Source organism: Burkholderia sp. BCC1047 (assembly GCF_902833155.1).
Lineage (GTDB): Bacteria > Pseudomonadota > Gammaproteobacteria > Burkholderiales > Burkholderiaceae > Burkholderia > Burkholderia sola.
Map to the genome: position 1 here is coordinate 77,692 of NZ_CADFEH010000024.1, position 22,804 is coordinate 100,495.

Consider the following 22,804-nt stretch of genomic DNA (forward strand, 5'->3'; position numbering starts at 1 on the left):
TTCGATACTGTGGAAACCGCCAAGCCATCGAGGAGACGCCCGAGTATGTCCGGCACCCCGTCCCAACCCGCCGCACCGATCACCGTCCGCGACGCCGTCATCGACCTGTTTCGCCAGTTCGGCATCGACCGCGTGTTCGGCAATCCCGGCTCGACCGAGCTGCCGATGTTCCGCGATTTCCCCGACGATTTCCGCTACGTGCTCGGCCTACAGGAGGCCGTCGTGGTCGGGATGGCCGACGGTCATGCGCAGGCCACCGGCAATGCAGCCGTCGTGAACCTGCATTCGGCGGCCGGCGTCGGCAACGCGATGGGCAATCTGTTCACCGCATTCAAGAACCGCACGCCGCTGATCGTCACCGCGGGCCAGCAGGCGCGCGCGATTCTGCCGTTCGATCCGTTCCTCGGCGCGACGCAGGCCGCCGAGCTGCCGAAGCCGTACGTGAAATGGAGCATCGAGCCGGCGCGCGCGCAGGACGTGCCGGCTGCGATCGCGCGGGCGTACCGGATCGCGATGCAGGAGCCGCGCGGCCCCGTGTTCGTGTCGATCCCCGTCGACGACTGGGACCAGTGGGCCGAGTTGCTGCCGCGCCGCGACGTCAGCAGCGTCGTGCGGCCCGATCCCGACGCGCTCGCGCGGCTCGGCGACGCGCTCGACGCCGCGCGGCGTCCGGCGTTCGTGGTCGGCGCGGCCGTCGATCGCGCGGGCGCGTGGGACGACGTCGTGCGGCTCGCCGAGCGGCACCGCGCGCGCGTGTACGTCGCGCCGATGTCCGGGCGCTGCAGCTTTCCGGAGGACCATCCGCTGTTCGCCGGCTTCCTGCCCGCGATCCGCGAGAAGATCGTCGCGCGGCTCGACGGGCACGATCTCGTGTTCGCGTTCGGCGCGCCCGCGTTCACCTATCACATCGAGGGCTTCGGCCCGCACGTGCCGCCGGGCGCGACGCTCGTGCAGCTCGTCGACGATCCGGGCGTCGCCGCGTGGACGCCGTCGGGCGATGCGGTCGTCGGCAACTTGCGGCTCGCGGCGCGCGAGCTGCTGGCGCGGCCCGCGCCGCCCGAGCGGCCGATGCCCGCGCCGCGCGCGGCGCGTGTCCGTGTCGACGCGCCCGCCGCCGGCGAGCGCATGTCGGTCGCGTTCGCGCTGCAGACGCTCGCCGACGTGCGCGACGCACAGGACATCGTCGTCGAGGAGGCGCCGAGCGCACGGCCGGTGATGCAGGAACATCTGCCGTTCACGCGCAGCGGCACGTTCTACACGATGGACAGCGGCGGGCTCGGCTACGGGATGCCGGCCGCCGTCGGCGTCGCGCTCGCGCAGCCGGGCCGGCGCGTGATCGGGCTGATCGGCGACGGCTCGAGCCTGTATTCGATCCAGGCGCTGTGGAGCGCCGCGCAACTGAAGCTGCCGATCACGTTCGTGATCCTGAACAACCGGCGTTATGCAGCGCTGCAGGAATTCGCGCCGGTGTTCGGCTTCGGCCCAGACGACCCCGTGCAGGGCACCGATCTGCCCGACCTGGATTTCGTCGCGCTCGCGCAAGGGATGGGCTGCCGTGGCATGCGCGTGACCGATGCCGCACGCCTGCGCGACACGCTGACCGATGCGCTGCGTGCGGCGACGCCGGTCGTCGTCGACGTCGAGATTGCCTGATGCGCCACGCGCGTCTTTCCGGAGATTCCATGCAAACCGTAGCGATGCTGATCGGCGGCGAACGCCGCCACTCGTCCAGCGGCGCGACCTTCGTGCGCCGTAACCCGCTCGACGGCGAAATCGCGTCGGCCGCGCCCGCGGGCACCGTCGACGATGCGCGCGCGGCGGCCGACGCGGCTGCCCGCGCGTTTCCCGGCTGGGCCGCGCTCGGCCCCGGCGCGCGGCGCGCGTTGCTGCTGAAGGCGGCCGCCGCGCTCGAAGCGAAGCACGAGCAGTTCGTCGTCGCGATGGCGGCCGAAACGGGCGCATCCGCGCTGTGGGCCGGCTTCAACGTGCAGCTCGCGGCGAGCGGGCTCGTCGAGGCCGCGTCGCTGACCACGCAGGTCGGCGGCGAGCTGATTCCGTCCGACGTGCCGGGCTCGCTTGCGATGGGCGTGCGGCAGCCGGCCGGCGTCGTGCTCGGCATCGCGCCGTGGAATGCGCCGGTGATTCTCGCGACGCGCGCGCTCGCGCTGCCGCTCGCCTGCGGCAACACGATCGTGCTGAAAGGCTCGGAGCTGTGCCCCGTCACGCACGGGCTGGTCGTCGAGGCGCTGCAGGAGGCCGGGCTGCCGCCGGGCGTCGTCAACTTCGTGACGAACGCGCCCGACGACGCGGGCGCCGTCGTCGACGCGCTGATCGCGCACCCGGCCGTGCGCCGCGTGAATTTCACCGGCTCGACGCGGGTCGGGCGGATCGTCGCCGAAGCGTGCGCGCGCCACCTGAAGCCGTCGGTGCTGGAGCTTGGCGGCAAGGCGCCGTTCGTCGTGCTCGACGATGCCGATCTCGACGCGGCGGTCGCCGCGGCCGCCTTCGGCGCATTCGCGAATTCCGGGCAGATCTGCATGTCGACCGAGCGCATCGTCGTCGACGCGTCGATCGCCGATGCGTTCGTCGCGAAGCTCGCCGACAAGGCCGCGTCGCTGCCGCTCGGCGACCCGCGCCACGGGCCGGTCGTGCTTGGTTCGCTGATCGACACGAAGGCCGTCGAGCGCTGCAACGCGCTGATCGACGATGCGCTCGCGCACGGCGCGACGCTGCTGTGCGGCGGCAAGGCGGACAGCACGCTGTTTCCGGCGACGCTGCTCGACCATGTGACGCCGGCGATGCGCGTCTACGCGGAAGAATCGTTCGGCCCGGTGAAGGGGATCGTGCGCGTCGACGGCGAGGAGGCCGCGATCCGCTGCGCGAACGACAACGCGTTCGGGCTGGCGTCGGCCGTGTTCAGCCGCGACGTCGCGCGGGCGCTGCGCGTCGCGGCGCGCATCGAATCGGGCATCTGTCACGTGAACGGCCCGACCGTGCACGACGAGGCGCAGATGCCGTTCGGCGGCGTGAAGGACAGCGGCTTCGGCCACTTCGGCGGCAACGCCGGCATCGCCGCGTTCACCGACCTGCGCTGGATCACCGTGCAGACGGCCCCGCGCCACTATCCGTTCTGACGAGGCCGCCGACGATGAGAATCGCGATTCTGGGAGCGGGCGCGATGGGCTCGCTGTTCGGCGGGCGGCTCGCCGAAAGCGGCGAAGCCGTCACGCTGATCGACGTGAACGATGCGCATCTCGATGCAATCCGCCGCGACGGGCTGCGCATCGACGACGATCGCGGCGAACGGCGCATTCGCACGCTGCAGGCCGTGCGGCCGGAAGCCGCGAATGCGGCCGCGGCCGGCGCGCCCGACACACCGTTCGACCTGCTGATCGTTTTCACGAAATCGCTGCACACGCGCGCGGCGCTCGACGGTGTGCGCGCGCTGCTGACGTCGGACACGTTCGTGCTGACGCTGCAGAACGGGCTCGGCAACGTCGAGACGCTGAATGCGTTCGTGCCGCTGGAGCGCATCCTGGTCGGCGTGACGACGTGGCCGGCCGATGCGGCCGGGCCCGCGCACGTGCGCTCGCACGGCGCCGGCACGATCCGCATGATGACGGCCGACGGCGCGGCGCGCCCGTTCGCGGCGGCGGTGGCCGACGCGCTGTCGCGCGCGGGGCTCGCGTGCACGCTCGACGCCGACGTGTGGGCCGCGATCTGGGAGAAGGTCGCGTTCAACGCGGCGCTCAACACGCTGTGCGCGGCGACGGGCTGCACCGTCGACCAGCTCGGCCATCATCACGACGGGCCGCGGCTCGCGCTCGCGATCGCGGCGGAGACGGCCGCCGTCGCGCGCGCGAAGGGCATCGCGGTCGATGGCGAGCGCATCGCGCGCAACGTCGAGCATGCGATCCGCGACCATCGCGGCCATCGCCCGTCGATGCTGCAGGACGTGCTCGCGGGGCGCCGCACCGAAATCGATGCGATCAGCGGCAAGGTCGTCGCGGCCGCACGCGAAACCGGCGTCGCGGTGCCGCATGCGGAGACGCTGCTTGCGCTGGTCCGGTTGATCGACGCGCGGACGAACTGAGCAACAGGCCGGCGGCCGGCTGGCGCCGCATGACGATACGGATGCCGTGCACGCGAGGCGACGGCGCTGGATCGTGAAGGATGGGACATGACGCCGACGCCGCTCGATGGGCGCCGGTCGACCGATGCACAGCATGAGATCCGGGCACGCGTGCGCGCGCCAGCCCGGACAACAGGAGACGCGATGAAAACCATCGAATGCCGTTGTCTTGCCGCGCGCCGTTCGCGCATCTTGCCGCCGGCGCGCGGCGTCCGGGAGGCCGCATGAGCGCGCCCGACGCACTGAATGGACGGCTGCCGCCGTCGGTCGACATCGGTACGACGCTCGACGACGGGCCGTTCACGCCGATGCAGCGCGGCGTGGTGCTGCTCGCCGCGCTCGCGATCGTGCTCGACGGTTTCGACGGCCAGTTGATCGGTTTCGCGATTCCGGTGCTGATCCGCGAATGGGGCATCACGCGCGGCGCGTTCGCGCCGGCCGTCGCGGCGGGGCTGATCGGAATGGGGATCGGCAGCGCGTGCGCGGGGATCGTCGCGGACCGCTTCGGTCGCCGCCAGGCCGTGATCGGCAGCGTGTTCCTGTTCGGCATCGCGACCTGCGCGATCGGGTTCGCGCCCGACGTCGCGACGATCGCGATGCTGCGCTTTTGCGCGGGGCTCGGGATCGGCGGCGCGCTGCCGACGGCCACGACGATGACCGCCGAATACACGCCCGCGCGGCGCCGCACGATGATGGTGACCGCGACGATCGTCTGCGTGCCGCTCGGCGGGATGCTGGCCGGCCTGTTCGCGCACGAGGTGCTGCCGCGCTACGGCTGGCGCGGGCTGTTCTTCGCGGGTGGCGCGTTGCCGCTCGTGCTCGGCTTCGTGCTCGTGCGCGCGTTGCCCGAATCGCCGCGCTATCTGGCGCGGCGCCCCGCACGCTGGCCGGAACTCGGCGCGCTGCTGGCGCGGATGCAGCGGCCGGTCGCGCCGGGCACCGTGTTCACCGATACGAGGGACGCCCGCGCGCCGGGCGGCCGCGGCGGCTTCGGCGCGCTGTTCGCGAGCGGGCAGGCGCGCGACACGATCGCGCTGTGGTGCGCGTTCTTCATGTGCCTGCTCGCCGTGTATGCGGCATTCAGCTGGCTGCCGACGATGCTCGCGGCGAGCGGGTTGAGCGTGTCGGTCGCGGGCTCGGGACTCACCGCGTACAACCTCGGCGGCGTGATCGGCGCGCTGTTGTGCGCGTGGGCGATCGCGCATGCGGGGTCGCGCTGGCCGCTCGCGCTGTGCAGCATCGGCGGCGCGGCGAGCGCGGTGTGGCTGATGGGCGTCGACGCGAGCCGCCATACGAACTGGCTGATCGTCGGGCTCGGCCTGCACGGGCTGTTCGTCAATGCGGTGCAGTCGACGATGTATGCGCTGTGCGCGTACATCTACCCGACGGCCGTGCGCGCGACGGGGACCGCGAGCGCGCTCGCGTTCGGCCGGCTCGGCGCGATCCTGAGCGCGTTCGCGGGCGCGCTCGTGATCACGGCGGGCGGCGCGGGCGCATATCTGACGATGCTGGCCGTTGCGATGGGCGTGGTGTGCGTCGCGCTGCTCGTGGTGCGGCGGCACATTCCGCGGCTGTCGCGCGCGCAAACGCAGCTGCGCGAAGGGGACGAACTCGCCCGCACGTCGTCGTGACGTGCGGACGCATCGCGTGCGTTACAGCGTGGTGCGCACGTGCCAGAGCTCGGGGAACAGCACGACGTCGAGCATCTTGCGCAGGTAAGGCGCGCCGCTCGTGCCGCCGGTGCCCTGCTTGAAGCCGATGATGCGTTCGACCGTCGTCACGTGACGGAAGCGCCACTGGCGGAACGCATCCTCGAGATCGACGAGTTCCTCGGCCATCTCGTACAGTTCCCAGTGCTGCTGCGGATGACGGTAGACCTCGAGCCACGCGGCCTCGACCGTCTCGTCGTGCCGCATCGGCTGGGTCCAGTCGCGCTCGAGCCGCTCCGGCGCGATCGGGAACCCGCGCCGCGCGAGCAGGCGCACGACCTCGTCGTAGAACGACGGCGCTTCGAGCGTCGCGCGCACCTGTTCCAGGATGTCGGCCCGGTGCGCATGCGGCTGCAGCATCTGCGCGTTCTTGTTGCCGAGCAGGAATTCGAGCTGGCGATACTGGTACGACTGGAAGCCCGACGACTGGCCGAGATACGGCCGCATCGCCGAATACTCGGACGGCGTCATCGTCGACAGCACGTTCCACGCCTGCACCAGTTGCTCGAGGATGCGCGACACGCGCGCGAGCATCTTGAACGCGGGCGGCAGCGCGTCGGTGCGCACCGCGTCGAGCGCGCCGCGCAGCTCGAACAGCGCGAGCTTCATCCACAGTTCGCTCGTCTGATGCTGGATGATGAACAGCATCTCGTTGTGATCGGGCGACAGCGGATGCTGCGCGTCGAGGATCGAATTCAGCGACAGGTAGTCGCCATAGCTCATCGACTTCGAGAAATCGAGCTGCGCGTCGTGCCAGCCGGCTTGAGCGTCGGCCTCGCCCGGCACGTGCGGGGCCTCGTGCGCGGCTTGCGCCGGTTGTGCGGCGCGTGTGCCCGAGAACGGGCAGCCTGCCGGCGCGTCGCCGCCGGGCGGCTGCATATGACCAGAATTCACGACTTTCTCCAGATTTGAATGACGAACGCGTGACGCGCGCTGCGCATGCGGCGGCGGCGCGCCACGCAACACCGGTCAGGTCACCGCGCCGCGTTCGGCGAACTCGGGCGCCTTCCACGCGTCGGTGGCGAGGATGTCGCGCAGCGTCTCGACCGCATCCCATACGTCGGCGAAGCGCGTATAGAGCGGCGTGAAGCCGAAGCGCAGCACGTACGGCTCGCGGTAGTCGCCGATCACGCCGCGCGCGATCAGCGCCTGCATCACTTCGTAGCCGTGCGGATGCTCGAAGCTCGCCTGCGAGCCGCGCTGGTGATGCGCGCGCGGCGTGACGAGCTTCAGCGACAGGCCCGCGCAGCGTTCCTCGACGAGCGCGATGAACGCGTCGGTCAGCGCGAGCGACTTGCGGCGGATGGTCTGCATGTCGGTCTGCAGGAACACGTCGAGCCCGCATTCGACCATCGACATCGACACGATCGGCTGCGTGCCGCACAGGAAGCGCGCGATGCCTGGGTCGGGCGCGAAGCCCGGCTGCATCGCGAACGGCGCGCGGTGGCCCCACCAGCCCGACAGCGGCTGCGAGAAATGCGCGAGATGGCGTTGCGGCACCCACACGAATGCGGGCGAGCCGGGGCCGCCGTTCAGGTACTTGTACGTGCAGCCGACCGCGCCGTCCGCACGCGCGCCGTTCAGGTCGACCGGCACCGCGCCGGCCGAGTGCGCGAGATCCCACAACATCAGCGCGCCCGCGTCGTGCACGAGCTGCGTGACGGCCGGCATGTCGTGCATGTAGCCGGTGCGGTAGTTCACGTGCGTGATCATCGCGACGGCCGTGTCCGCGCCGAGCGCGCCGGGCAGGTCGGCCGGATCGTCGATCAGGCGCAGTTCGTAGTTGCCGCCGAGCTGCTCGATCAAACCTTGCGCGATATACAGGTCGGTCGGGAAGTTCGAGCGCTCCGACACGATCACGCGGCGCTCGGGCGCGCGCTCGGCCTGGTGGCGCAGCATCGCGGACAGCAGCTTGAACAGGTTGATCGAGATGGTGTCGGTGACGACCGTCTCGCCGGGCGCGCCGCCGATCAGCGTCGCGAGCTTGTCGCCGAGCCGGCGCGGCAGCGCGAACCAGCCGGCCGTGTTCCAGCTGCGGATCAGGCCTTCGCCCCATTCGGCGCCGATCACCTGCTGTGCGCGGGCGGCCGACGCGCGCGGCTGCGCGCCGAGCGAGTTGCCGTCGAGGTAGATCACGCCGTCGGGCAGCGAGAACTGGTCGCGCAGCGGGGCCAGCGGGTCGTCGCGGTCGAGCGCGAGCGCATCTTCACGGGTCTTGATCATCATGATGTGGGGTCGTAGGTCGGGTAATCAGGAAGCCTGCGCGGGCAGCGCACGCAGCACCGCGCGCACGGGGCTCGCGTCGAGCGTCGCGAATTTCAGCGGCAGCGCGATCAGTTCGTAGTCGCCGGTCGGCACGTCGTCGAGCACGATCCCTTCGAGGATCGCCATCCGGTGCGCGCGTACGCGGCGATGCGCATCCATCGTCTTCGATTCCTGCGGGTCGAGCGACGGTGTATCGATGCCGATCAGCTTCACGCCGTGCGCGGCGAGCAGGTCGACGGTGTCGGGGGCGACCGCGCAGAAATCGCTGTCCCATTGCTCGACCGCGGCGCGCGCATAAGTGCGCAACAGCACGCGTGGCGGCACGCCGTCGAGCGCGGCTTCCACATCGGCCGGCCGCACGACCGGCGACGCGCCGATGCAATGGATCACGCGGCACGGGCCGAGATAGGTGTCGAGCGGCACCGCGCCGATCGGCGCGCCGTCGGCGTCGTAGTGCAGCGGCGCGTCGCAGTGCGCGCCCGTGTGCGGCGACAGCGTCAGCCGCGCGACGTTGACCGGCGAACCGGCCTCCATCCGCCACACGCGTTCGACGGAAACCGGCGTATCGCCCGGCCACACGGGCGTGGCGGGGCTGACCGGCGGCGAAATGTCCCAGAGTGTGTCCATGGCATGACGAAGCGTGAATCGATGCTTCGAATGATAGGTGGACGCTCGCAGAAAGTGCTTGCGAAATAAACATGGACAATCCGCCGGATTGGCAGATAATTCGACTCAGAGGGAAAACGGGGACCAAAAATGCACGCGATCACGCTCGATGCCACCGACTGCCGGATTCTGGCGGTATTGCAGGAGGAGGGCAGAATCAGCAATCTCGACCTGGCCGAACGCATCTCGCTTTCGCCATCCGCCTGCCTGCGCCGCATGCGCCTGCTCGAGGAGCAGGGCGTGATCGAGCACTATCGCGCGTGCCTGAGCCGCGAGAAGCTCGGCTTCGAGCTCGAGGCGTTCGTGCAGGTGTCGATGCGCAACGAAGAGAATCAATGGCACGAGCGCTTCGCGGAAGCGCTGCGCGAATGGCCGGAGGTGGTCGGCGCGTTCGTCGTGACGGGCGAGAGCCACTATCTGCTGCGCGTGCTCGCGCACAACCTCAAGCACTATTCGGATTTCGTGCTGAACCGCCTGTACAAGGCGCCGGGCGTGATGGACATCCGTTCGAACATCGTGCTGCAGACGCTGAAGGACGAAGCGGGCGCGCCGGTCGGGCTGGCGCGCACGGGGGCGATCAAAGCGGTGTGAGGCCGTGGAAGCCGCCGCCGTGGAACACGAGCGGTGGCGCCGTGTCCGATACCGCGCGCACGCCGCAGCGTTCCACTTCGCCGACGAAGATCACGTGGTCGCCTTCGTCGTAGCGGCTGCGGTTGTGGCATTCGAACCATGCGAGCGCGCCGTCGAGCACGGGCATCCCGGAGTTGCCGGCAGCATGCGCGATCCCTTCGAAGCGGTCGCCCTTGTAGGTCGAAAAGCGCTTGCACAGGTCGAGCTGCGATGCCGCGAGCACGTTCACCACGTAATGGCTGTTGCCGCGGAACACGGGCGTCGACGCCGATTTGTGCGCGAGGCTCCACAGCACGAGCGGCGGATCGAGCGAAACCGAATTGAACGAGCTGGCGGTGATGCCGATCAGCTGGCCGGACGGCGCGCGCGTCGTGATCACCGTCACGCCCGTCGCGAACTGGCCGAGCGCTTGCCGGAACGCGGCCGCGTCGAAATCGGGCGGATTGGCGTGGCTCGTCATCGGGCAGCCATCCGGAACGGGACGGGCGGGCGCGACTCGGCACGGGCGTGACGGGCGCGGCGGACGAAAGACGACAAGGCGGTAGATGGGGAACGGGTGCGCATGGCCCGATTTTAGCGGAATCGGGGCCGCCGGGCCCGGTCGGGCGGCGCATCGCGACGGCAGGGTGACGTAGCGAACACTGCGACGCGCGGCCGGCATCGCCGTTCTGTCGCGTTTTTCAACGGTGCGGCCGTTCAAGCCGAGACCATGTTGCCCCGCCCGGTACGCGACCCGCGTTACCCGCGCTATCGCGCCGCCGCCAGCCCGAGCGACAACGCCCCCGTGACGATCAGGCTCGACGCCCACACCGTATCGAGATTGAACCAGCTCCGCGACACGAACTTCAGCCCGAGATAGCGGTACACGAGCCACGCGAGCCCGCCGCCGGCGGCGATCATCGCGGCCGCATGCACGGCCGCGACGACGAGCGCCATCCCGAGATGCGCATCGACGAGCGTTGCCGCCGCGCGGTGGCCGGCATCGCGATCCAGCCCGCACAGACCGAGGTAGATCGGCACGAGCATCAGCCCCGCGCCGTGCGCGAGCGCGACCGCGAACGACCACAGGCCGAGCCGCGCCGGCGGAATCCGCGCGAGCGCCCGCGGATGCCGGCGCCGGATCAGCAGCACCGCGCCGAAGCCGATCACCAGCGCGCTCGCGCCGATCCGGATCGCCGACTGCCACGCAAGCAGCGCCGCGAGCAGCCCGAACGGCAGCATCACCGCGAAGACGGCCAGCGCATGACCGACCGCGAGATAGCCGAGCACGGCGACGAGGGCGCGGCCGCGGCGCGTCATCAGCGCGTTCGACACCGCGAGCGGCCAGCCCATCGCCGGGTTGAGCCCGTGATAGACGCCGCTCGCGAGCACGGCCGCCCACAGCGCGAACGGCGCGGGAAGGCCGGCGCTCAACGCTTGACCGACGGATAGCAGAACGAGTCGGTCGAGCAGTCGCCGCCTTCGAGCCGGATCTGGTGCGCGCGATAGCCGTCGGGGAAGTCGACCCAGTAGTCGTCGGCGAGCGTCAGCCCGCCGTCCGGCCCCGCGTGCGCGAGCACCTGCGCGGCCGGCACGCCGTCCGGATAGAACTGGTCGTCCCACGTCGAATAGAGCGAGTTGGTCCAGTACACGCGCCGGCCGTCGCGGCTGATCTCGACCATCTGCGGGCCGCCCGCGAACGCGCGGCCGTTCGAGTGCGGCGCACGGCGCGCGATGCCGCCGATGCGCACCGACCCGGCGAGCACCGGGTTGTGCGGGTCCGACACGTCGTACTGGCGCATCTCGCCGGTGCCCCAGCACGACACGTACAGGAAGCGGTCGTCGAGCGACAGGTCGATGTCGGTCACGAGCGGCGGCACCGCGCCGAATCCTTGCAGCAGCGGCGGCAGCTCGTCGGCCGCGGCCGGCTCGGCCGGGATCGTCGCGGTCTTCTTCACATGGAACTGACCGCCTTCGCGCCACCAGGTCCAGATCGAGCCTTCGAGATTGGTCGTGTCGACCACGACGCCGACGAATCCGTATTCGCGCACCGGGTCGTGCGCGGGCCGTACCTCGAGCGCCATCTGATGCTGCGCGCCGAGATCGACCGTCTGCACGTTGCGCCGCGCGCGCAGGTCCCAGAAATGCAGTCGGTGCCCGTACTTGTTCGCGAGCAGATCCTCGGGGACGATCCCGTTTTCGAATTGCGGCGGCAGCGCCCATTCGCTCGACACCATGTAGTCGCGCGGCAGGTTCCACCAGAAGTCGTAATGCTTGTCCTGCGGGCCGCGGTCGATCTCCCAGCGGCCGAGCACGTCGAAGGTCTCGCAATCCATGATGAAGATGCCGGGCGCGCCGTCGGTGCCGTCCTTGCCCGCGCCGCCGAGCGTGCTCACGTAGATGCCCTCGGGGCCGCAATGCACGGTGTGCGGCCGCGAATAGCCGGTTTTCGCGAAGATCTCGTCGGGTTCGATGATCTTGTGGATGCGCGCCTGCGTCGGATGCGGCTTCGTGTCGATCACGTAGATGCGCGACGAGCGCAGCCCGGGGATGATCAGGAAGCGGCGCTCGAGGAACGCATGGCCGGTGAGCGGCGACAGCGACGATGAGCACGCATTCCAGCCGAAATGGTGAAACTCGTCGCCGGTGTTCGGCATCGTCACCGTATGAACGATCTTGCCGTACGTCGACGAACCGGGCTTCACGTCGATCACGGCGAGCGCGTCGGGTCTGGAAAAATCGGGGCTCAGCAACAACGTATAGGCAAACTCTTCCGCCGGCGCCTGCATCGCAAGCTCGGGCGAAGCGTGAAACGTCGGGTCGGGCCGCATGCTCATGGTGATGCCTCCTCGATGGGTTGGGATCGTGAACGCACGGCCGTTCGTTGCGGGCGTGCGGGTCGGGATGGCCGCGCGGCGTGCATCGTGCCGGCGGGTGCGATCGACGCACGGACGCACGTGTCGGTGCCACGCGCGGCGCCGTGCATCAGATCGTGAAAGCGGGGAAAGCGGGTGACGGTGACAGGCCGGATCGCCGCACCGGCGGCGGGGCGGACGGGCGGCAACGTGATGAAGCAGCCGAAGCGGCGCCTCGCGACGCGGTAGCGACCGGGCGGGTGACGCGGGTGAATTCTGTTAAGGCATGCATAGCGATGTTCCGGCAGATGATGTTTGCATCAGGGTCGGGCATGCATCGAACGCTGCGCGCGTGACGGCGGGTTTGCCGCCGCGCTAGCGCGTGCCTAAGTGTAGACGAGAATCGTGCAGGCGAGTCGGGCGCGGCACCTGCGTGATCTGCCAGTTTCGCGCGCGAGTGAGATACTTGCCGGAGTGCCGCCGCGTCCCGCACCGCGGGCGGGCGGCGGCGACGCGAAACGATGGCGCCGGTACTGGCGTGCCGGCTGCCTTCATCCACGAGGGACTGATTTCATGGGGAACGAGATGCTTGAAACCGCGACGCTCGGAGGCGGGTGTTTCTGGTGCACGGAGGCCGTGTTTCTCGACGTCGACGGCGTGACGGCCGTCCAGTCGGGTTATGCGGGCGGCCATACGCGCAACCCGGGCTATCGCGACATCTGCGAAGGCGACACGGGCCACGCGGAAGTCGTCAACGTGACGTTCGATCCGGCGCGCATCGGCTATCGCGAGATCCTCGAGATCTTCTTCGCGACGCACGATCCGACCACGCTGAACCGGCAGGGCAACGACGTCGGCACGCAGTACCGGTCGGTCGTGTTCACGCATTCGGATGCGCAGCGCGACACGGCGCTCGACGTGATCCGCGAGCTCGAGCGCGAGCAGGTGTTCGGCCAGCCGATCGTCACGCAGGTCGTGCCGCTCGACGGCAACTACTGGCCGGCCGAGGACTATCACCAGAACTATTACGCGCGGAACCCGGGGCAGGGCTATTGCTCGGTCGTGATCGGGCCGAAGCTCGCGAAATTCCGGCAGAAGTTCTCGCACCGGCTGAAGTCGCTGCGCGGCGCCTGAGCGACGGCGGCGCAAGCCGGCGAAACCAACGTCAAGCCGCCTCGTTGCGCCACTGCGCGCACGCGGCGGCGATTTCGCGGGCGAGCGCGATGCACGACAGCGGCGCGGAGCCTTCCGCCTTGTTGTTGATCGTGATGATCACCGGCTGCCCGGCCAGCGCGTAGCGCGCGGCCAGTTCGGCGAGCGCCGAGCGCGTGGCCGGATCCTCGTCGACGAGCTTGTCGAACGGCTCGTATTTCGCCTTCGCCTGCTCGTACTTGAAGCCGCCGTGCAGGCTCCAGCGCACGAACAGCGGGCCCGGCGCGTCGCCGTCGAGCAGCGCGAGCGCGGCGGCCTGGCGCAGCGGGTCGGGCATCCGCGCGTGCAGGCCGACGCAGTAGCGCACGCCGAGCGCGGCCAGCGCGCGGATGAAGCGCGGCGTGAGCAGGCTCGCGTCGCGGATCTCGATCGCGTAGCGCGGGCCGTCGGCGTCCGGCGGCAGCGGCGGCAGCGCCGCGAAGAACGCGGCGAGCCGGTCGATCAGCGCGGCCGGCTCCGCGAGCAGCTGATCGGGTAGCGGCGAGAACTGGAACACGAGCACGCCGGCTTTCCGGCCGAGCCCGTCGAGACACGGCTGCACGAATTCGCGGGTCGCGAGCTGGGCATCGAGGAAGGTCGGGTTCGGCCCGGATGGCTCGCCGCGCCGGCCGCGGATCACCGCGTCGGTCACCGCGGCCGGCGCCTTCACGACGAAGCGGAAATCGTCGGGCACCTGCTGCGCGTAGCGCAGGTAGTCGGCCACCGACAGCGGCCCGTAGAACGACCGGTCGAGGCTCACGCTCTTCAGCAGCGGATGCGCGCCGTACGCTTCGAGCCCTTCGCGCGACAGCTTCGTCTGCGCGAAATCGCCGTCGTAGACGATGCCGTTCCAGCCGGGGAAATACCACGACGACGTGCCGAGCCGCACGTTCGGCGGGAGGCCTGCCGCGGCGTCGGCCACGTCCGCCGAGATCGGCGCGGGCAGTACGCCGCGCTTGCGGCGGCCTTTCTTCTGCTCGGCGGCTGGCGGGGGCGGTTCGTCCCATAGCAGGCCGGATGATGGCGCAGGCTCGTCGTCGGCGGCGGGGCGGGAGGTCTGCCGGGCAGTCCGCGTCGGTCGCGCGTCCTCCTGCGCGTCCGGCGTCACATGCTCATCGGCGCTGGCGGGGCGATCGTCGTCCGCCGGCGACGCGCGTGCGGCATCCGTCGGCACGCCGAACAGGTCGAATTGCCCGTCGGCGTGCGACTCGTTGGCGTCGTCGCGCGGCTGTCGTTGCGGCGGCGCGTTGCGCCGCGTCCTGCCGTCACCCATGCATGCCCTGCGTGATGCGCGGCCTAGCGCGGCAGCGCGTGTTCGTACATGTAGCGCCGCGACCACGGCAGCGTTTTCGCGCTGCGTCCGGCCTTGCGGCACACGATCTGGAAGATCGACACGTCGTCGTGCTCGAACGCATACGCGCAGCCGGCGAGATACACGCGCCAGATGCGGAATTTTTCGTCGTCGACGAGCTTTCTCGCTTCCTCGGCTTTCGCTTCGAAGTTTTCCGTCCAGATATCGAGCGTGCGCGCATAGTGCCGGCGCAGGCTTTCGACGTCAACCGCCTCGAGGCCGCCGCGCTGCGCCGCTTCGAGCGCGAGGCTGATGTGCGGCAGCTCGCCGTCCGGGAACACGTAGCGATCGATGAATTCGCCGCCGCCGAGCGCCGTTTCGCCGCTTTCCGCGTCGGTCGACGTGATCCCGTGATTCATCGCGATGCCGTCGTCGGTCAGCAGCTCGCGGATGCGCGAGAAATAGAGCGGCAGGTTCTTGCGGCCGACGTGCTCGAACATCCCGACGCTCGTGATCCGGTCGAACTGGCCGTCGATCTCGCGGTAATCCTGCAGACGAATCTCGATCTTGTCCTCGAGCCCCGCGGCCTTCACGCGCGCGGTCGCGAGGTCGAACTGGTTCTGCGACAGCGTCACGCCGAGACACGTCGCGCCGAACTTCTGCGCGGCGCGCAGCACGAGCGCGCCCCAGCCGCAGCCGATGTCGAGCAGGCGCTGGCCGGGCTCGAGCTGGATCTTCGTCAGGATGTGGTCGATCTTCTTGATCTGCGCGGTGGCGAGATCCTCGTCGCCGTTCTCGAAGTACGCGCACGAGTACACCATGTTCTCGTCGAGCCACAGCTGGTAGAACTCGTTCGACACGTCGTAGTGGTACTGGATCGCCTTCTTGTCGGTGCTCTTCGTGTGATTGAAGTAGCGTTTCACGCGGGCCAGCTTGCTCGCGCTCGTCACGGTGCTGCGCGCGAGCGAGTAGCCGATGTTGATGATGTCCGACAGCTTGCCTTCGATGTCGATCTTGCCCTTCACGTACGCCTCGCCGAGATTGTCGAGGCTCGGTTCGAGCAGCAGCGGCAACGCCGATGCGCTGTTCACCTTCAGCGTGACCTGCGGCGCGCTGAAGGTGCCGAAATCGAGTTGATCGCCGTTCCACAGCACGAGTCGCGCCGGTATGTTCGCTTTTGCCCGTACTTCATCCGCCCACTGTGCCAGCTTCTTTTCCCAGAACATTTGGATTCTCCGTTTGTTCGTTGAATCGAATACAGCCAAGTATCTTGACCGGCGCCCACCGCTTGCGGCGCAGGCACCCGGATGCAACACGAGACACGACCGGCGCACGCCGGCGCCGCGCTTACGGCGATAGGCGCGAGATCGTCCAGCCCGGCGCCGCCGCGGCGTCGCGCGTATAGAGCAGGCGGTCGTGCAGCCGCGACGGGCGCCCCTGCCAGAATTCGATCGCGTCCGGCACGAGGCGGTAGCCGCCCCAGTGCGGCGGGCGCGGCGGGTTGTCGCCGTAGCGTTCGCTGACGGCCTGCTCGCGCGCTTCGAGCGTCGCGCGGCTGTCGATCACGGTGCTCTGGTCCGACGCCCATGCGCCGATGCGCGAGCCGAGCGGGCGCGACGCGAAATAGCGGTCGCTTTCTTCCGCGCTGGTTTTCTCGATCCGGCCCTCGATGCGCACCTGGCGCTCGAGCTCGATCCAGTAGAACAGCAGCGCGGCTTGCGGATGCACGGCGAGATCGTGGCCCTTGCGGCTGTCGTAATTGGTGAAGAAGACGAACCCGCGTTCGTCGACGCCCTTGATGAGCACGATTCGGGCCGACGGCCGGCCGTCGGCGCCGACGGTCGCGAGCGTCATCGTGTTCGGCTCCGGCAGCTTGGCGGCGAGCGCCTCCTTGAACCAGCGATCGAACTGGGCGAACGGGTCGGGGGCGGCATCGGCTTCGTCGAGCGAAGCACGCGAATAGTTGATGCGAAGATCGGCGAGAGTCGTCATGTTATGCAAACGCTTCAATCTGGGGCCAGTATAGCTAACGCGCGAGAATCGTGCGTGCACAGTGGGGCGGGGGAGCGGGGAGTTCAGGCAAAATAGAGGGCTGCACGACTTACGTTTTCCTTGCTGCCATGTCCTCCGCCGACGCTGCCCCGCCCCGTTCTTCCGATCTTACCCCGACCCCGGAAATCCAGCTTGACGTGGATCGCGCCCGGCGTTTCGGCGGCGTCGCGCGCCTGTACGGCGCGCCGGCGGCCGCCGCGTTCGAGCGGGCGCACGTCGCGGTGATCGGGATCGGCGGCGTCGGGTCGTGGGTGGCCGAGGCGCTCGCGCGCAACGCGGTCGGCACGCTGACGCTGATCGATCTCGACAACGTTGCGGAAAGCAACACGAACCGGCAGGTCCATGCGCTCGACGGCAATTACGGCAAGCCGAAGGTCGACGCGATGGCCGAGCGGATCGCGCTGATCGATCCCGCGTGCCGCGTGAACCGGATCGAGGATTTCGTCGAGCCCGACAACTTCGACGCGCTGCTCGGCGGCGGCTTCGACTACGTGATCGATGCGATCGACAGCGTGCGCACGAAGGTCGCGCTGATCGCATGGTGCGTCGCGAAACGGCAGCCGTTGATCGTCGTCGGCGGCGCGGGCGGGCAGCTCGACCCGACGCGCATCCGCATCGACGATCTCGCGCTGACGATCCAGGATCCGCTGTTGTCGAAGGTGCGCGCGCAATTGCGCAAGCAGCACGGTTTTCCGCGCGGGCCGAAGGCGCGCTTCAAGGTCAGCGCCGTGTATTCGGACGAGCCGCTGATCTATCCGGAAGCGGCGGCCTGCGACATCGAGGACGGCGCGGAGCCGTCCGCTGCCGCGCACGTCGCGGGGCTCAACTGCGCAGGCTTCGGTTCGAGCGTGTGCGTGACCGCGAGCTTCGGTTTCGCGGCTGCCGCGCATGCGCTGCGGGCGATCGCGGCACAGGCGGCCGGCTGAGCGCGCGGCGCGCGCGCAGGGAAGGATGATGCCGCGGCGCGGGGAGCGCGCCGCGGGCGATACGGCGCGCAGCCGGGCCGTTGCAGGCCGGCCGGTCGCGCGTCAGGTCAATTGAGCGCCATGCTCAGCTTGCGTCGCCATGCGGCGACGAGGTCGGGGCGATCGCCGGCCAGTTCGAACACCGAGATCATCGTGCGGCGGCCGAGGTCGTCGCCGTATGCGCGATCGCGCGTCACGATTTCCAGCAACTGCTCCAGCGCCCCTTCGTACGCGCGCCGCGCGATCAGGCTCTGCGCGAGGTCGAAGCGTGCGTCGAGATCGGCCGGGTTCGCCGCGATGCGTGCCTCGAGCGCGTCGGTCGGCGGCAGGTCGGCCGTGGCGTCGAGCGCGTCGAAACGGGTCTTGATCGCCTGGTAGCGCGGGTCGCCGTTCTGCACGGTCTGCGGCGACAGGCGCTCGGTCTCCGCGCGCGCGGCGTCGACTTCGTTGCGCGCGAGCAGCAGCTCGATCAGGTCGAGGCGCGCGTCGTCGTAGCCGGGGTTCAGCGCGAGCGCCGCTTCGAGGTGCGTGAGTGCATCGTCGAAGCGTTGTTCGGCCATCGCGTACTGCGCGGCGCGGCGCTCGGCTTCCTCGGCCGCCGGCAGTAGCCGGTCGAGGAACGCGCGCAACTGCCCTTCGGGTAGCACGCCGACGAACTGGTCGACCGGCCGCCCGTCGGCGAACGCGATCACGTGCGGGATGCTGCGCGTCTGGAAGTGCGCGGCGAGTTCCTGGTTCTCGTCGACGTTGACCTTCACGAGCTTCCAGCGGCCGGCGTAATCGGCTTCGAGCTTTTCCAGCAGCGGGCCGAGCGTCTTGCAGGGGCCGCACCACGGCGCCCAGAAGTCGACCAGCACGGGCGTGTCCAGCGACGCCTCGATGACGTCTTTCTCGAATGTGGCAAGCGTGGTGTCCATGTCGTTCTCTTCCGTTCGAATATCGTCAGGATGGGGGCGGCGCGCCGCTTTTTCAACGCGGCTTCGATTCGGGCAGCGGAATCCACTCGGTCTCGCCGGGCACCTTGCCCATTTCCTGGCGCGTCCATGCCGCTTTCGCGTGCTCGATCGCGTCGCGGCTGCTCGCGACGAAATTCCATTCGATGAAGCGTTCGCCGTCGATCCGGTCGCCGCCGAGCAGCATCGCGCGCGCACCGCTGCCGCTCGTCAGCGCAACCGTCGCGCCCGGCGCGAGCACGGCCATCCGTTCGGCCGGCACCGGCGTGCCGTCGATCGCGAGATCGCCATCGACCACGTAGACCGCGCGCTCCTCGTGCGACGCATCGAGTTCGAGCCGGCCGCCGACCGCGAATTCGGCCGCGACGTACAGCGTGCGCGAGAACGTCGTCACGGGCGAATGCAGCCCGAACGCGTCGCCGGCGATCACCGTCAGCGCGACGCCGTTTTCATCGCGCTTGGGCAGCGTGTCGGCCGCGTGGTGCTCGAACGACGGCTCGGTCGCCTCGTGCGTTTTCGGCAGCGCGACCCAGGTCTGGATCCCGTGCACGGTGTGGCCGCTCGCGCGCTGCGCGTCGGGCGTGCGTTCGGAGTGGACGATCCCGCGGCCGGCCGTCATCCAGTTCACGTCGCCGGGGACGATCTCCTGCAGCGAGCCGAGGCTGTCGCGGTGCAGGATCGCGCCGTCGAACAGGTAGGTGACCGTCGCGAGTCCGATGTGCGGATGCGGGCGCACGTCGAGCCCCGTGCCGGCCGGCAGCGCGGCGGGCCCCATGTGATCGAAGAAGATGAACGGGCCGACGAGGCGTGCGGCGAGCGCGGGCAGCGTGCGGCGCACCTGCAGGTTGCCGATGTCGCGCACGTGCGGCTTCAGCAGGGCTTTGATCGAGTCGGTCATGGCGGGCCTCGTGGGGAACGGCTGGGTTGGCGGTCATTGTACTGGCGGCGCGAGGCGGCCGCGGCAGGCACGCGTCGTGCTGCGTCCGCCGCGCTGCACAAGCCGCCGCGTCCGCCGCCGATTCCATATGCGCCGCGCGGGTATCGGGCGCGGCGGCGAAACCCGGTAGACTGACCGGCTTCACAACGACAATTCGACAATCGAGGAGACGCCGATGATGGCCCCGAAGGACTTGCTGCTCGCGTTGGTCGTGATCCTGGCGTGGGGCGTGAACTTCGTCGTGATCAAGGTCGGCCTGCACGGCATGCCGCCGATGCTGCTCGGCGCGCTGCGCTTCACGCTCGCGGCCGTGCCGGCGGTGTTCTTCGTGCGGCGGCCGCAGATTTCGTGGCGGCTGCTGGTGCTGTACGGCGCGACGATCCAGCTCGGCCAGTTCGTGTTCCTGTTCACCGGCATGTACGTCGGGATGCCGGCCGGCCTCGCGTCGCTCGTGCTGCAGTCGCAGGCGTTCTTCACGCTGGTGTTCGCGATGCTGTTCCTCGGTGAGCGGCTGCGCGTGCAGAACCTGGTCGGGCTCGCGATCGCCGCGGGCGGGCTCGTCGTGATCGCCGCGCAGGGCGGCCGCGCGATGACGCTCGCGGGCTTCCTGCTGACGATCTGCTCGGCCGCGATGTGGGCCGTCGGCAACATCGTCACGAAGAAGGTCGGGAAGGCCAACCTCGTGTCGCTCGTCGTGTGGGCGAGCCTCGTGCCGCCCGTGCCGTTCTTCCTGCTGTCGCTGTGGTTCGAGGGGCCGCGGCGGATCGCGACCGCGCTCGCCGGGCTCGACGGCGCGTCGATCTTCGCGGTCGTCTATCTCGCGTTCGTCGCGACGCTGCTCGGCTACGGGCTGTGGAGCCGCCTGCTGTCGCGCTATCCGGCCGCGCAGGTCGCGCAGTTCTCGCTGCTGGTGCCGATCGTCGGGCTCGCGTCGTCGGCGCTGCTGCTCGACGAGCATCTGACGCAATCGCAGCTGATCGGCGCCGCGCTCGTAATGGGCGGACTCGCGGTGAACGTGTTCGGCGGGAAACTGCTGAGCCGCTTCGCGGCGTCGTGACGCGCCGGCACGCGCGGCGTGCCGGCGGCAGGGAACGGATGACGCTCAGGCCATCCGGTTCTTCGCGAGCGGCGGGTTCGCAGCGAAATAACGCTTGATGCCGCGGAAGATCGCGTCGGCCATCTCGTCGCGATAGCTGTCGTCGTTGAGGCGGCGTTCTTCGTCCGGGTTGCTGATGAACGCGGTCTCGACGAGGATCGACGGAATGTCGGGCGCCTTCAGCACCGCGAACCCGGCCTGCTCGACCGAGCCCTTGTGCAGCTTGTTGATGCCGCCCACTTCCTTCAGCACGTAGTTGCCGTAGCGCAGCGAGTCGCGGATCTGCGCGGTCGTCGACATGTCGAACAGCGCGCGGTTCACCGCCGCGTCCGCCGTCTTGATATTGATGCCGCCGATCAGGTCCGACGAATTCTCCTTGTTCGCCATCCAGCGCGCCGCGGCGCTCGTCGCGCCGTGGTCGGACAGCGCGAATACCGACGAGCCGCGCGCGGACGGCGTCGTGAACGCATCCGCGTGGATCGACACGAACAGGTCGGCGCCGACGCGGCGCGCTTTCTGCACGCGCACGTTCAGCGGCACGAAGAAATCGGCGTCGCGCGTCATCATCGCGCGCATGTTCGGCGCGGCGTCGATCTTCGCGCGCAGCTTCTTCGCGATGTCGAGCGCGATGTGCTTCTCGTACGTGCCGCCGCCGCCGATCGCGCCCGGATCCTCGCCGCCGTGGCCCGGATCGATCGCGACCGTCAGCAGGCGTACCGTGCCGCCCTTGCCGGATTTTGGCGCGGTGAACTTGTAGGTGTCGCCGTCGTCGTCGTTGTCGTCGCGGCGCGCGATGACGGGCGGCGGCTTGACGGCCGGCTTCGCGGGCGTCGACGGCGCACCGGCGGCCGGCGGCGTATGCGGCGTGGCCGGCGTGTTCTGCGCGAAACGCTGGAAGAACGCGTCGCTGTTGTCGCCCGCGCCCGCGCCGGCCGGCGGGGTGCCCGGGCCGGACAGCGTGGACGGCGGCTGCATCTGCTGCGCGCGCGCGGTGTCGTTGAGCGCCTGTTCCTTGCGTTCCGTCTGCGCGATCAGGTCGGACAGCGGATCGGGCGCGACGGCCGGATACAGGTCGAACACGAGCCGGTACTTGTAGGTGCCGACGGGCGGCAGCGTGAACACCTGCGGCTTCACCGAGCCCTTCAGGTCGAACACCATCCGCACGACGTGCGGCTGATACTGGCCGACGCGCACCGACTGGATCTGCGGATCGTTCGGCGCGATCTTCGATACGAGGTCGCGCAGCGCCTGGTCGAGGTCCAGGCCGTTCAGATCGACGACCAGACGGTCGGGACCCTGCAGCAGCTGTTGGCTATTCTGCAGAGGCTGGTCGGATTCGATCGTGACGCGCGTGTAATCGCGTGCGGGCCACACGCGCACGCCGAGCACCGACGACGCATGCGCGAGCCGCGGCGCGACGAGACCGAGCACCAGTGTCGACGCCCCCGCGCGCAGGATCTGACGGCGCCGCCAGTTGTGCGTCGCGGTGGCCGCCGATTCGATCGAGCGGAACGGTTTGATCAACATCTTTCGAGACATGCCTTTCCTGAAGCGCTGTACGCCCGGACGGTGAGGGCACGGCCGTCGCCGTCCACGTCGAGCGAGAAAACCAGATCGGGCACGCCGAGCAGCGCGCCCGCCTGTTGCGGCCATTCGACGAGGCAGATCGCGCTGGAATTGAAATATTCGCGAAAGCCTGCATCGGACCATTCGGCCGGATCGTTGAATCGATACAGATCGAAGTGATAGACCTCGAGTTCCCCATCGCTGCGTTCGAGCGCGTACGGCTCGACGAGCGTATAGGTCGGGCTGCGCACGCGCCCCGGATGGCCGAGGCCGCGCAGGATCGCGCGCACGAGGGTCGTCTTGCCCGCGCCGAGATCGCCGACCAGCTGGATCTGCAGCCCGTCGAACGCATGGGCGCGGCCGAGCTCGATGCGCGCCGCGTCGAGCGCGTGCGCGAAGCGGGTGCCGAAGGCCTCGGTTGCCGCTTCGTCGGCGAGCGCGATCACGCGCTCCGCGAGCGGGGCGGGCAACATGGCTTGAGGCGGTTGGCTGGACGTGGCTGGCATTCTCGTAAAAT

The 22,804-nt window shown here is 69.5% G+C and carries 22 protein-coding genes; 9 read left to right on the forward strand and 13 right to left on the reverse strand.

Annotated elements, in window-relative coordinates; all coding sequences use genetic code 11:
• Window positions 1-45: 45 nt before the first annotated feature.
• The 5 genes from mdlC to HWX55_RS23480 all read left to right on the forward strand — a co-directional run bounded on the left by mdlC (window position 46) and on the right by HWX55_RS23480 (window position 5,763).
• The gene (gene mdlC / locus HWX55_RS23460; RefSeq protein ID WP_175977458.1) at window positions 46-1,653 is read left to right on the forward strand and encodes a benzoylformate decarboxylase; all 1,608 of its coding nucleotides are present in this window, start codon (window positions 46-48) and stop codon (window positions 1,651-1,653) included.
• A 29-nt stretch (window positions 1,654-1,682) separates the two neighbouring features.
• Window positions 1,683-3,134, forward strand: a complete 1,452-nt coding sequence (locus HWX55_RS23465; protein ID WP_175977459.1) for an aldehyde dehydrogenase family protein — start codon at window positions 1,683-1,685, stop codon at window positions 3,132-3,134.
• A gap of 14 nt (window positions 3,135-3,148) precedes the next feature.
• The gene (locus tag HWX55_RS23470; RefSeq protein ID WP_175977460.1) at window positions 3,149-4,093 is read left to right on the forward strand and encodes a 2-dehydropantoate 2-reductase; all 945 of its coding nucleotides are present in this window, start codon (window positions 3,149-3,151) and stop codon (window positions 4,091-4,093) included.
• Between the two features lie 87 nt (window positions 4,094-4,180).
• Window positions 4,181-4,360 (forward strand): hypothetical protein, encoded by a 180-nt coding sequence (locus tag HWX55_RS23475; RefSeq protein ID WP_175977461.1) that lies wholly within the window; start codon window positions 4,181-4,183, stop codon window positions 4,358-4,360.
• Window positions 4,357-5,763, forward strand: a complete 1,407-nt coding sequence (locus HWX55_RS23480; protein WP_175977462.1) for an MFS transporter — start codon at window positions 4,357-4,359, stop codon at window positions 5,761-5,763. Before HWX55_RS23475 ends, HWX55_RS23480 begins: the two co-directional genes overlap by 4 nt.
• A gap of 21 nt (window positions 5,764-5,784) precedes the next feature.
• Here the strand turns inward: HWX55_RS23480 and kynA are convergent, their stop codons facing one another.
• The 3 genes from kynA to kynB all read right to left on the reverse strand — a co-directional run bounded on the left by kynA (window position 5,785) and on the right by kynB (window position 8,733).
• Window positions 5,785-6,720 carry a tryptophan 2,3-dioxygenase gene (kynA, locus tag HWX55_RS23485; protein WP_175977497.1) on the reverse strand — a complete coding sequence of 312 codons (936 nt, stop codon included), beginning with the start codon at window positions 6,718-6,720 and terminating at the stop codon, window positions 5,785-5,787.
• Between the two features lie 90 nt (window positions 6,721-6,810).
• Window positions 6,811-8,061 carry a kynureninase gene (kynU, locus tag HWX55_RS23490; RefSeq protein ID WP_124557329.1) on the reverse strand — a complete coding sequence of 417 codons (1,251 nt, stop codon included), beginning with the start codon at window positions 8,059-8,061 and terminating at the stop codon, window positions 6,811-6,813.
• Window positions 8,062-8,091: 30 nt separating this feature from the next.
• Window positions 8,092-8,733: an arylformamidase gene (gene kynB / locus HWX55_RS23495; RefSeq protein WP_175977463.1), complete on the reverse strand. Its 642-nt coding sequence runs from the start codon at window positions 8,731-8,733 to the stop codon at window positions 8,092-8,094.
• 129 nt (window positions 8,734-8,862) lie between these two features.
• On the opposite strand from kynB, the gene HWX55_RS23500 reads away from it, so the two are divergent.
• A complete protein-coding gene (locus HWX55_RS23500; protein ID WP_006477992.1) occupies window positions 8,863-9,363 on the forward strand; it encodes an Lrp/AsnC family transcriptional regulator in 501 nt (166 codons plus the stop codon).
• On the opposite strand, the gene HWX55_RS23505 is transcribed toward HWX55_RS23500, so the two are convergent.
• The 3 genes from HWX55_RS23505 to HWX55_RS23515 form a co-directional block, all read right to left on the reverse strand.
• Window positions 9,350-9,862 carry a flavin reductase family protein gene (locus tag HWX55_RS23505; RefSeq protein WP_175977464.1) on the reverse strand — a complete coding sequence of 171 codons (513 nt, stop codon included), beginning with the start codon at window positions 9,860-9,862 and terminating at the stop codon, window positions 9,350-9,352. The two genes, HWX55_RS23500 and HWX55_RS23505, sit on opposite strands and share 14 nt — an antisense overlap.
• Before the next feature lie 287 nt (window positions 9,863-10,149).
• Window positions 10,150-10,815, reverse strand: a complete 666-nt coding sequence (locus tag HWX55_RS23510; protein ID WP_175977465.1) for a hypothetical protein — start codon at window positions 10,813-10,815, stop codon at window positions 10,150-10,152.
• Window positions 10,812-12,218, reverse strand: coding sequence for a selenium-binding family protein (locus HWX55_RS23515; protein WP_175977466.1), 1,407 nt, complete (start codon window positions 12,216-12,218; stop codon window positions 10,812-10,814). Before HWX55_RS23515 ends, HWX55_RS23510 begins: the two co-directional genes overlap by 4 nt.
• Window positions 12,219-12,809: 591 nt before the next feature.
• Between HWX55_RS23515 and msrA the strand changes: the two genes are divergently transcribed.
• Window positions 12,810-13,370: a peptide-methionine (S)-S-oxide reductase MsrA gene (gene msrA / locus HWX55_RS23520; RefSeq protein ID WP_050017027.1), complete on the forward strand. Its 561-nt coding sequence runs from the start codon at window positions 12,810-12,812 to the stop codon at window positions 13,368-13,370.
• 31 nt (window positions 13,371-13,401) lie between these two features.
• Here the strand turns inward: msrA and HWX55_RS23525 are convergent, their stop codons facing one another.
• From HWX55_RS23525 to pdxH, 3 genes are all read right to left on the reverse strand, one after another.
• Complete coding sequence (locus HWX55_RS23525; protein WP_175977467.1) at window positions 13,402-14,700, reverse strand: DUF72 domain-containing protein; 1,299 nt, start codon at window positions 14,698-14,700, stop codon at window positions 13,402-13,404.
• Window positions 14,701-14,723: 23 nt separating this feature from the next.
• Window positions 14,724-15,944: a cyclopropane-fatty-acyl-phospholipid synthase family protein gene (locus tag HWX55_RS23530; protein WP_175977468.1), complete on the reverse strand. Its 1,221-nt coding sequence runs from the start codon at window positions 15,942-15,944 to the stop codon at window positions 14,724-14,726.
• Between the two features lie 121 nt (window positions 15,945-16,065).
• Window positions 16,066-16,710: a pyridoxamine 5'-phosphate oxidase gene (gene pdxH, locus HWX55_RS23535; protein WP_050017032.1), complete on the reverse strand. Its 645-nt coding sequence runs from the start codon at window positions 16,708-16,710 to the stop codon at window positions 16,066-16,068.
• 128 nt (window positions 16,711-16,838) lie between these two features.
• On the opposite strand from pdxH, the gene HWX55_RS23540 reads away from it, so the two are divergent.
• Complete coding sequence (locus HWX55_RS23540) at window positions 16,839-17,696, forward strand: tRNA threonylcarbamoyladenosine dehydratase (protein ID WP_050017033.1); 858 nt, start codon at window positions 16,839-16,841, stop codon at window positions 17,694-17,696.
• 107 nt (window positions 17,697-17,803) lie between these two features.
• On the opposite strand, the gene trxA is transcribed toward HWX55_RS23540, so the two are convergent.
• Window positions 17,804-18,652, reverse strand: coding sequence for a thioredoxin (gene trxA, locus HWX55_RS23545; protein ID WP_050017034.1), 849 nt, complete (start codon window positions 18,650-18,652; stop codon window positions 17,804-17,806).
• A 52-nt stretch (window positions 18,653-18,704) separates the two neighbouring features.
• A complete protein-coding gene (locus tag HWX55_RS23550) occupies window positions 18,705-19,586 on the reverse strand; it encodes a pirin family protein (RefSeq protein WP_175977469.1) in 882 nt (293 codons plus the stop codon).
• A gap of 217 nt (window positions 19,587-19,803) precedes the next feature.
• Between HWX55_RS23550 and HWX55_RS23555 the strand changes: the two genes are divergently transcribed.
• A complete protein-coding gene (locus tag HWX55_RS23555; RefSeq protein ID WP_175977498.1) occupies window positions 19,804-20,682 on the forward strand; it encodes an EamA family transporter in 879 nt (292 codons plus the stop codon).
• 45 nt (window positions 20,683-20,727) lie between these two features.
• Here HWX55_RS23555 and HWX55_RS23560 read toward each other — a convergent pair whose 3' ends face one another.
• Both HWX55_RS23560 and tsaE read right to left on the reverse strand, forming a co-directional pair.
• A complete protein-coding gene (locus HWX55_RS23560; RefSeq protein WP_175977470.1) occupies window positions 20,728-22,260 on the reverse strand; it encodes an N-acetylmuramoyl-L-alanine amidase in 1,533 nt (510 codons plus the stop codon).
• On the reverse strand, window positions 22,242-22,793 hold the full coding sequence (tsaE, locus tag HWX55_RS23565) for a tRNA (adenosine(37)-N6)-threonylcarbamoyltransferase complex ATPase subunit type 1 TsaE (protein WP_126363041.1): 552 nt from the start codon (window positions 22,791-22,793) through the stop codon (window positions 22,242-22,244). The genes HWX55_RS23560 and tsaE overlap by 19 nt, the downstream gene beginning before the upstream one ends.
• Window positions 22,794-22,804: the final 11 nt, after the last annotated feature.

Coding starts and splice junctions, on each gene's coding strand:
- mdlC (WP_175977458.1), top strand. CDS start 46: ATGTCCGGCACCCCGTCCCAACCCGCCGCACCGATCACCGTCCGCGAC.
- HWX55_RS23465 (WP_175977459.1), top strand. CDS start 1,683: ATGCAAACCGTAGCGATGCTGATCGGCGGCGAACGCCGCCACTCGTCC.
- HWX55_RS23470 (WP_175977460.1), top strand. CDS start 3,149: ATGAGAATCGCGATTCTGGGAGCGGGCGCGATGGGCTCGCTGTTCGGC.
- HWX55_RS23475 (WP_175977461.1), top strand. CDS start 4,181: ATGACGCCGACGCCGCTCGATGGGCGCCGGTCGACCGATGCACAGCAT.
- HWX55_RS23480 (WP_175977462.1), top strand. CDS start 4,357: ATGAGCGCGCCCGACGCACTGAATGGACGGCTGCCGCCGTCGGTCGAC.
- kynA (WP_175977497.1), bottom strand. CDS start 6,720: ATGCAGCCGCCCGGCGGCGACGCGCCGGCAGGCTGCCCGTTCTCGGGC.
- kynB (WP_175977463.1), bottom strand. CDS start 8,733: ATGGACACACTCTGGGACATTTCGCCGCCGGTCAGCCCCGCCACGCCC.
- HWX55_RS23500 (WP_006477992.1), top strand. CDS start 8,863: ATGCACGCGATCACGCTCGATGCCACCGACTGCCGGATTCTGGCGGTA.
- HWX55_RS23505 (WP_175977464.1), bottom strand. CDS start 9,862: ATGACGAGCCACGCCAATCCGCCCGATTTCGACGCGGCCGCGTTCCGG.
- HWX55_RS23515 (WP_175977466.1), bottom strand. CDS start 12,218: ATGAGCATGCGGCCCGACCCGACGTTTCACGCTTCGCCCGAGCTTGCG.
- msrA (WP_050017027.1), top strand. CDS start 12,810: ATGGGGAACGAGATGCTTGAAACCGCGACGCTCGGAGGCGGGTGTTTC.
- HWX55_RS23525 (WP_175977467.1), bottom strand. CDS start 14,700: ATGGGTGACGGCAGGACGCGGCGCAACGCGCCGCCGCAACGACAGCCG.
- HWX55_RS23530 (WP_175977468.1), bottom strand. CDS start 15,944: ATGTTCTGGGAAAAGAAGCTGGCACAGTGGGCGGATGAAGTACGGGCA.
- pdxH (WP_050017032.1), bottom strand. CDS start 16,710: ATGACGACTCTCGCCGATCTTCGCATCAACTATTCGCGTGCTTCGCTC.
- HWX55_RS23540 (WP_050017033.1), top strand. CDS start 16,839: ATGTCCTCCGCCGACGCTGCCCCGCCCCGTTCTTCCGATCTTACCCCG.
- trxA (WP_050017034.1), bottom strand. CDS start 18,652: ATGGACACCACGCTTGCCACATTCGAGAAAGACGTCATCGAGGCGTCG.
- HWX55_RS23550 (WP_175977469.1), bottom strand. CDS start 19,586: ATGACCGACTCGATCAAAGCCCTGCTGAAGCCGCACGTGCGCGACATC.
- HWX55_RS23555 (WP_175977498.1), top strand. CDS start 19,804: ATGGCCCCGAAGGACTTGCTGCTCGCGTTGGTCGTGATCCTGGCGTGG.
- HWX55_RS23560 (WP_175977470.1), bottom strand. CDS start 22,260: ATGTCTCGAAAGATGTTGATCAAACCGTTCCGCTCGATCGAATCGGCG.
- tsaE (WP_126363041.1), bottom strand. CDS start 22,793: ATGCCAGCCACGTCCAGCCAACCGCCTCAAGCCATGTTGCCCGCCCCG.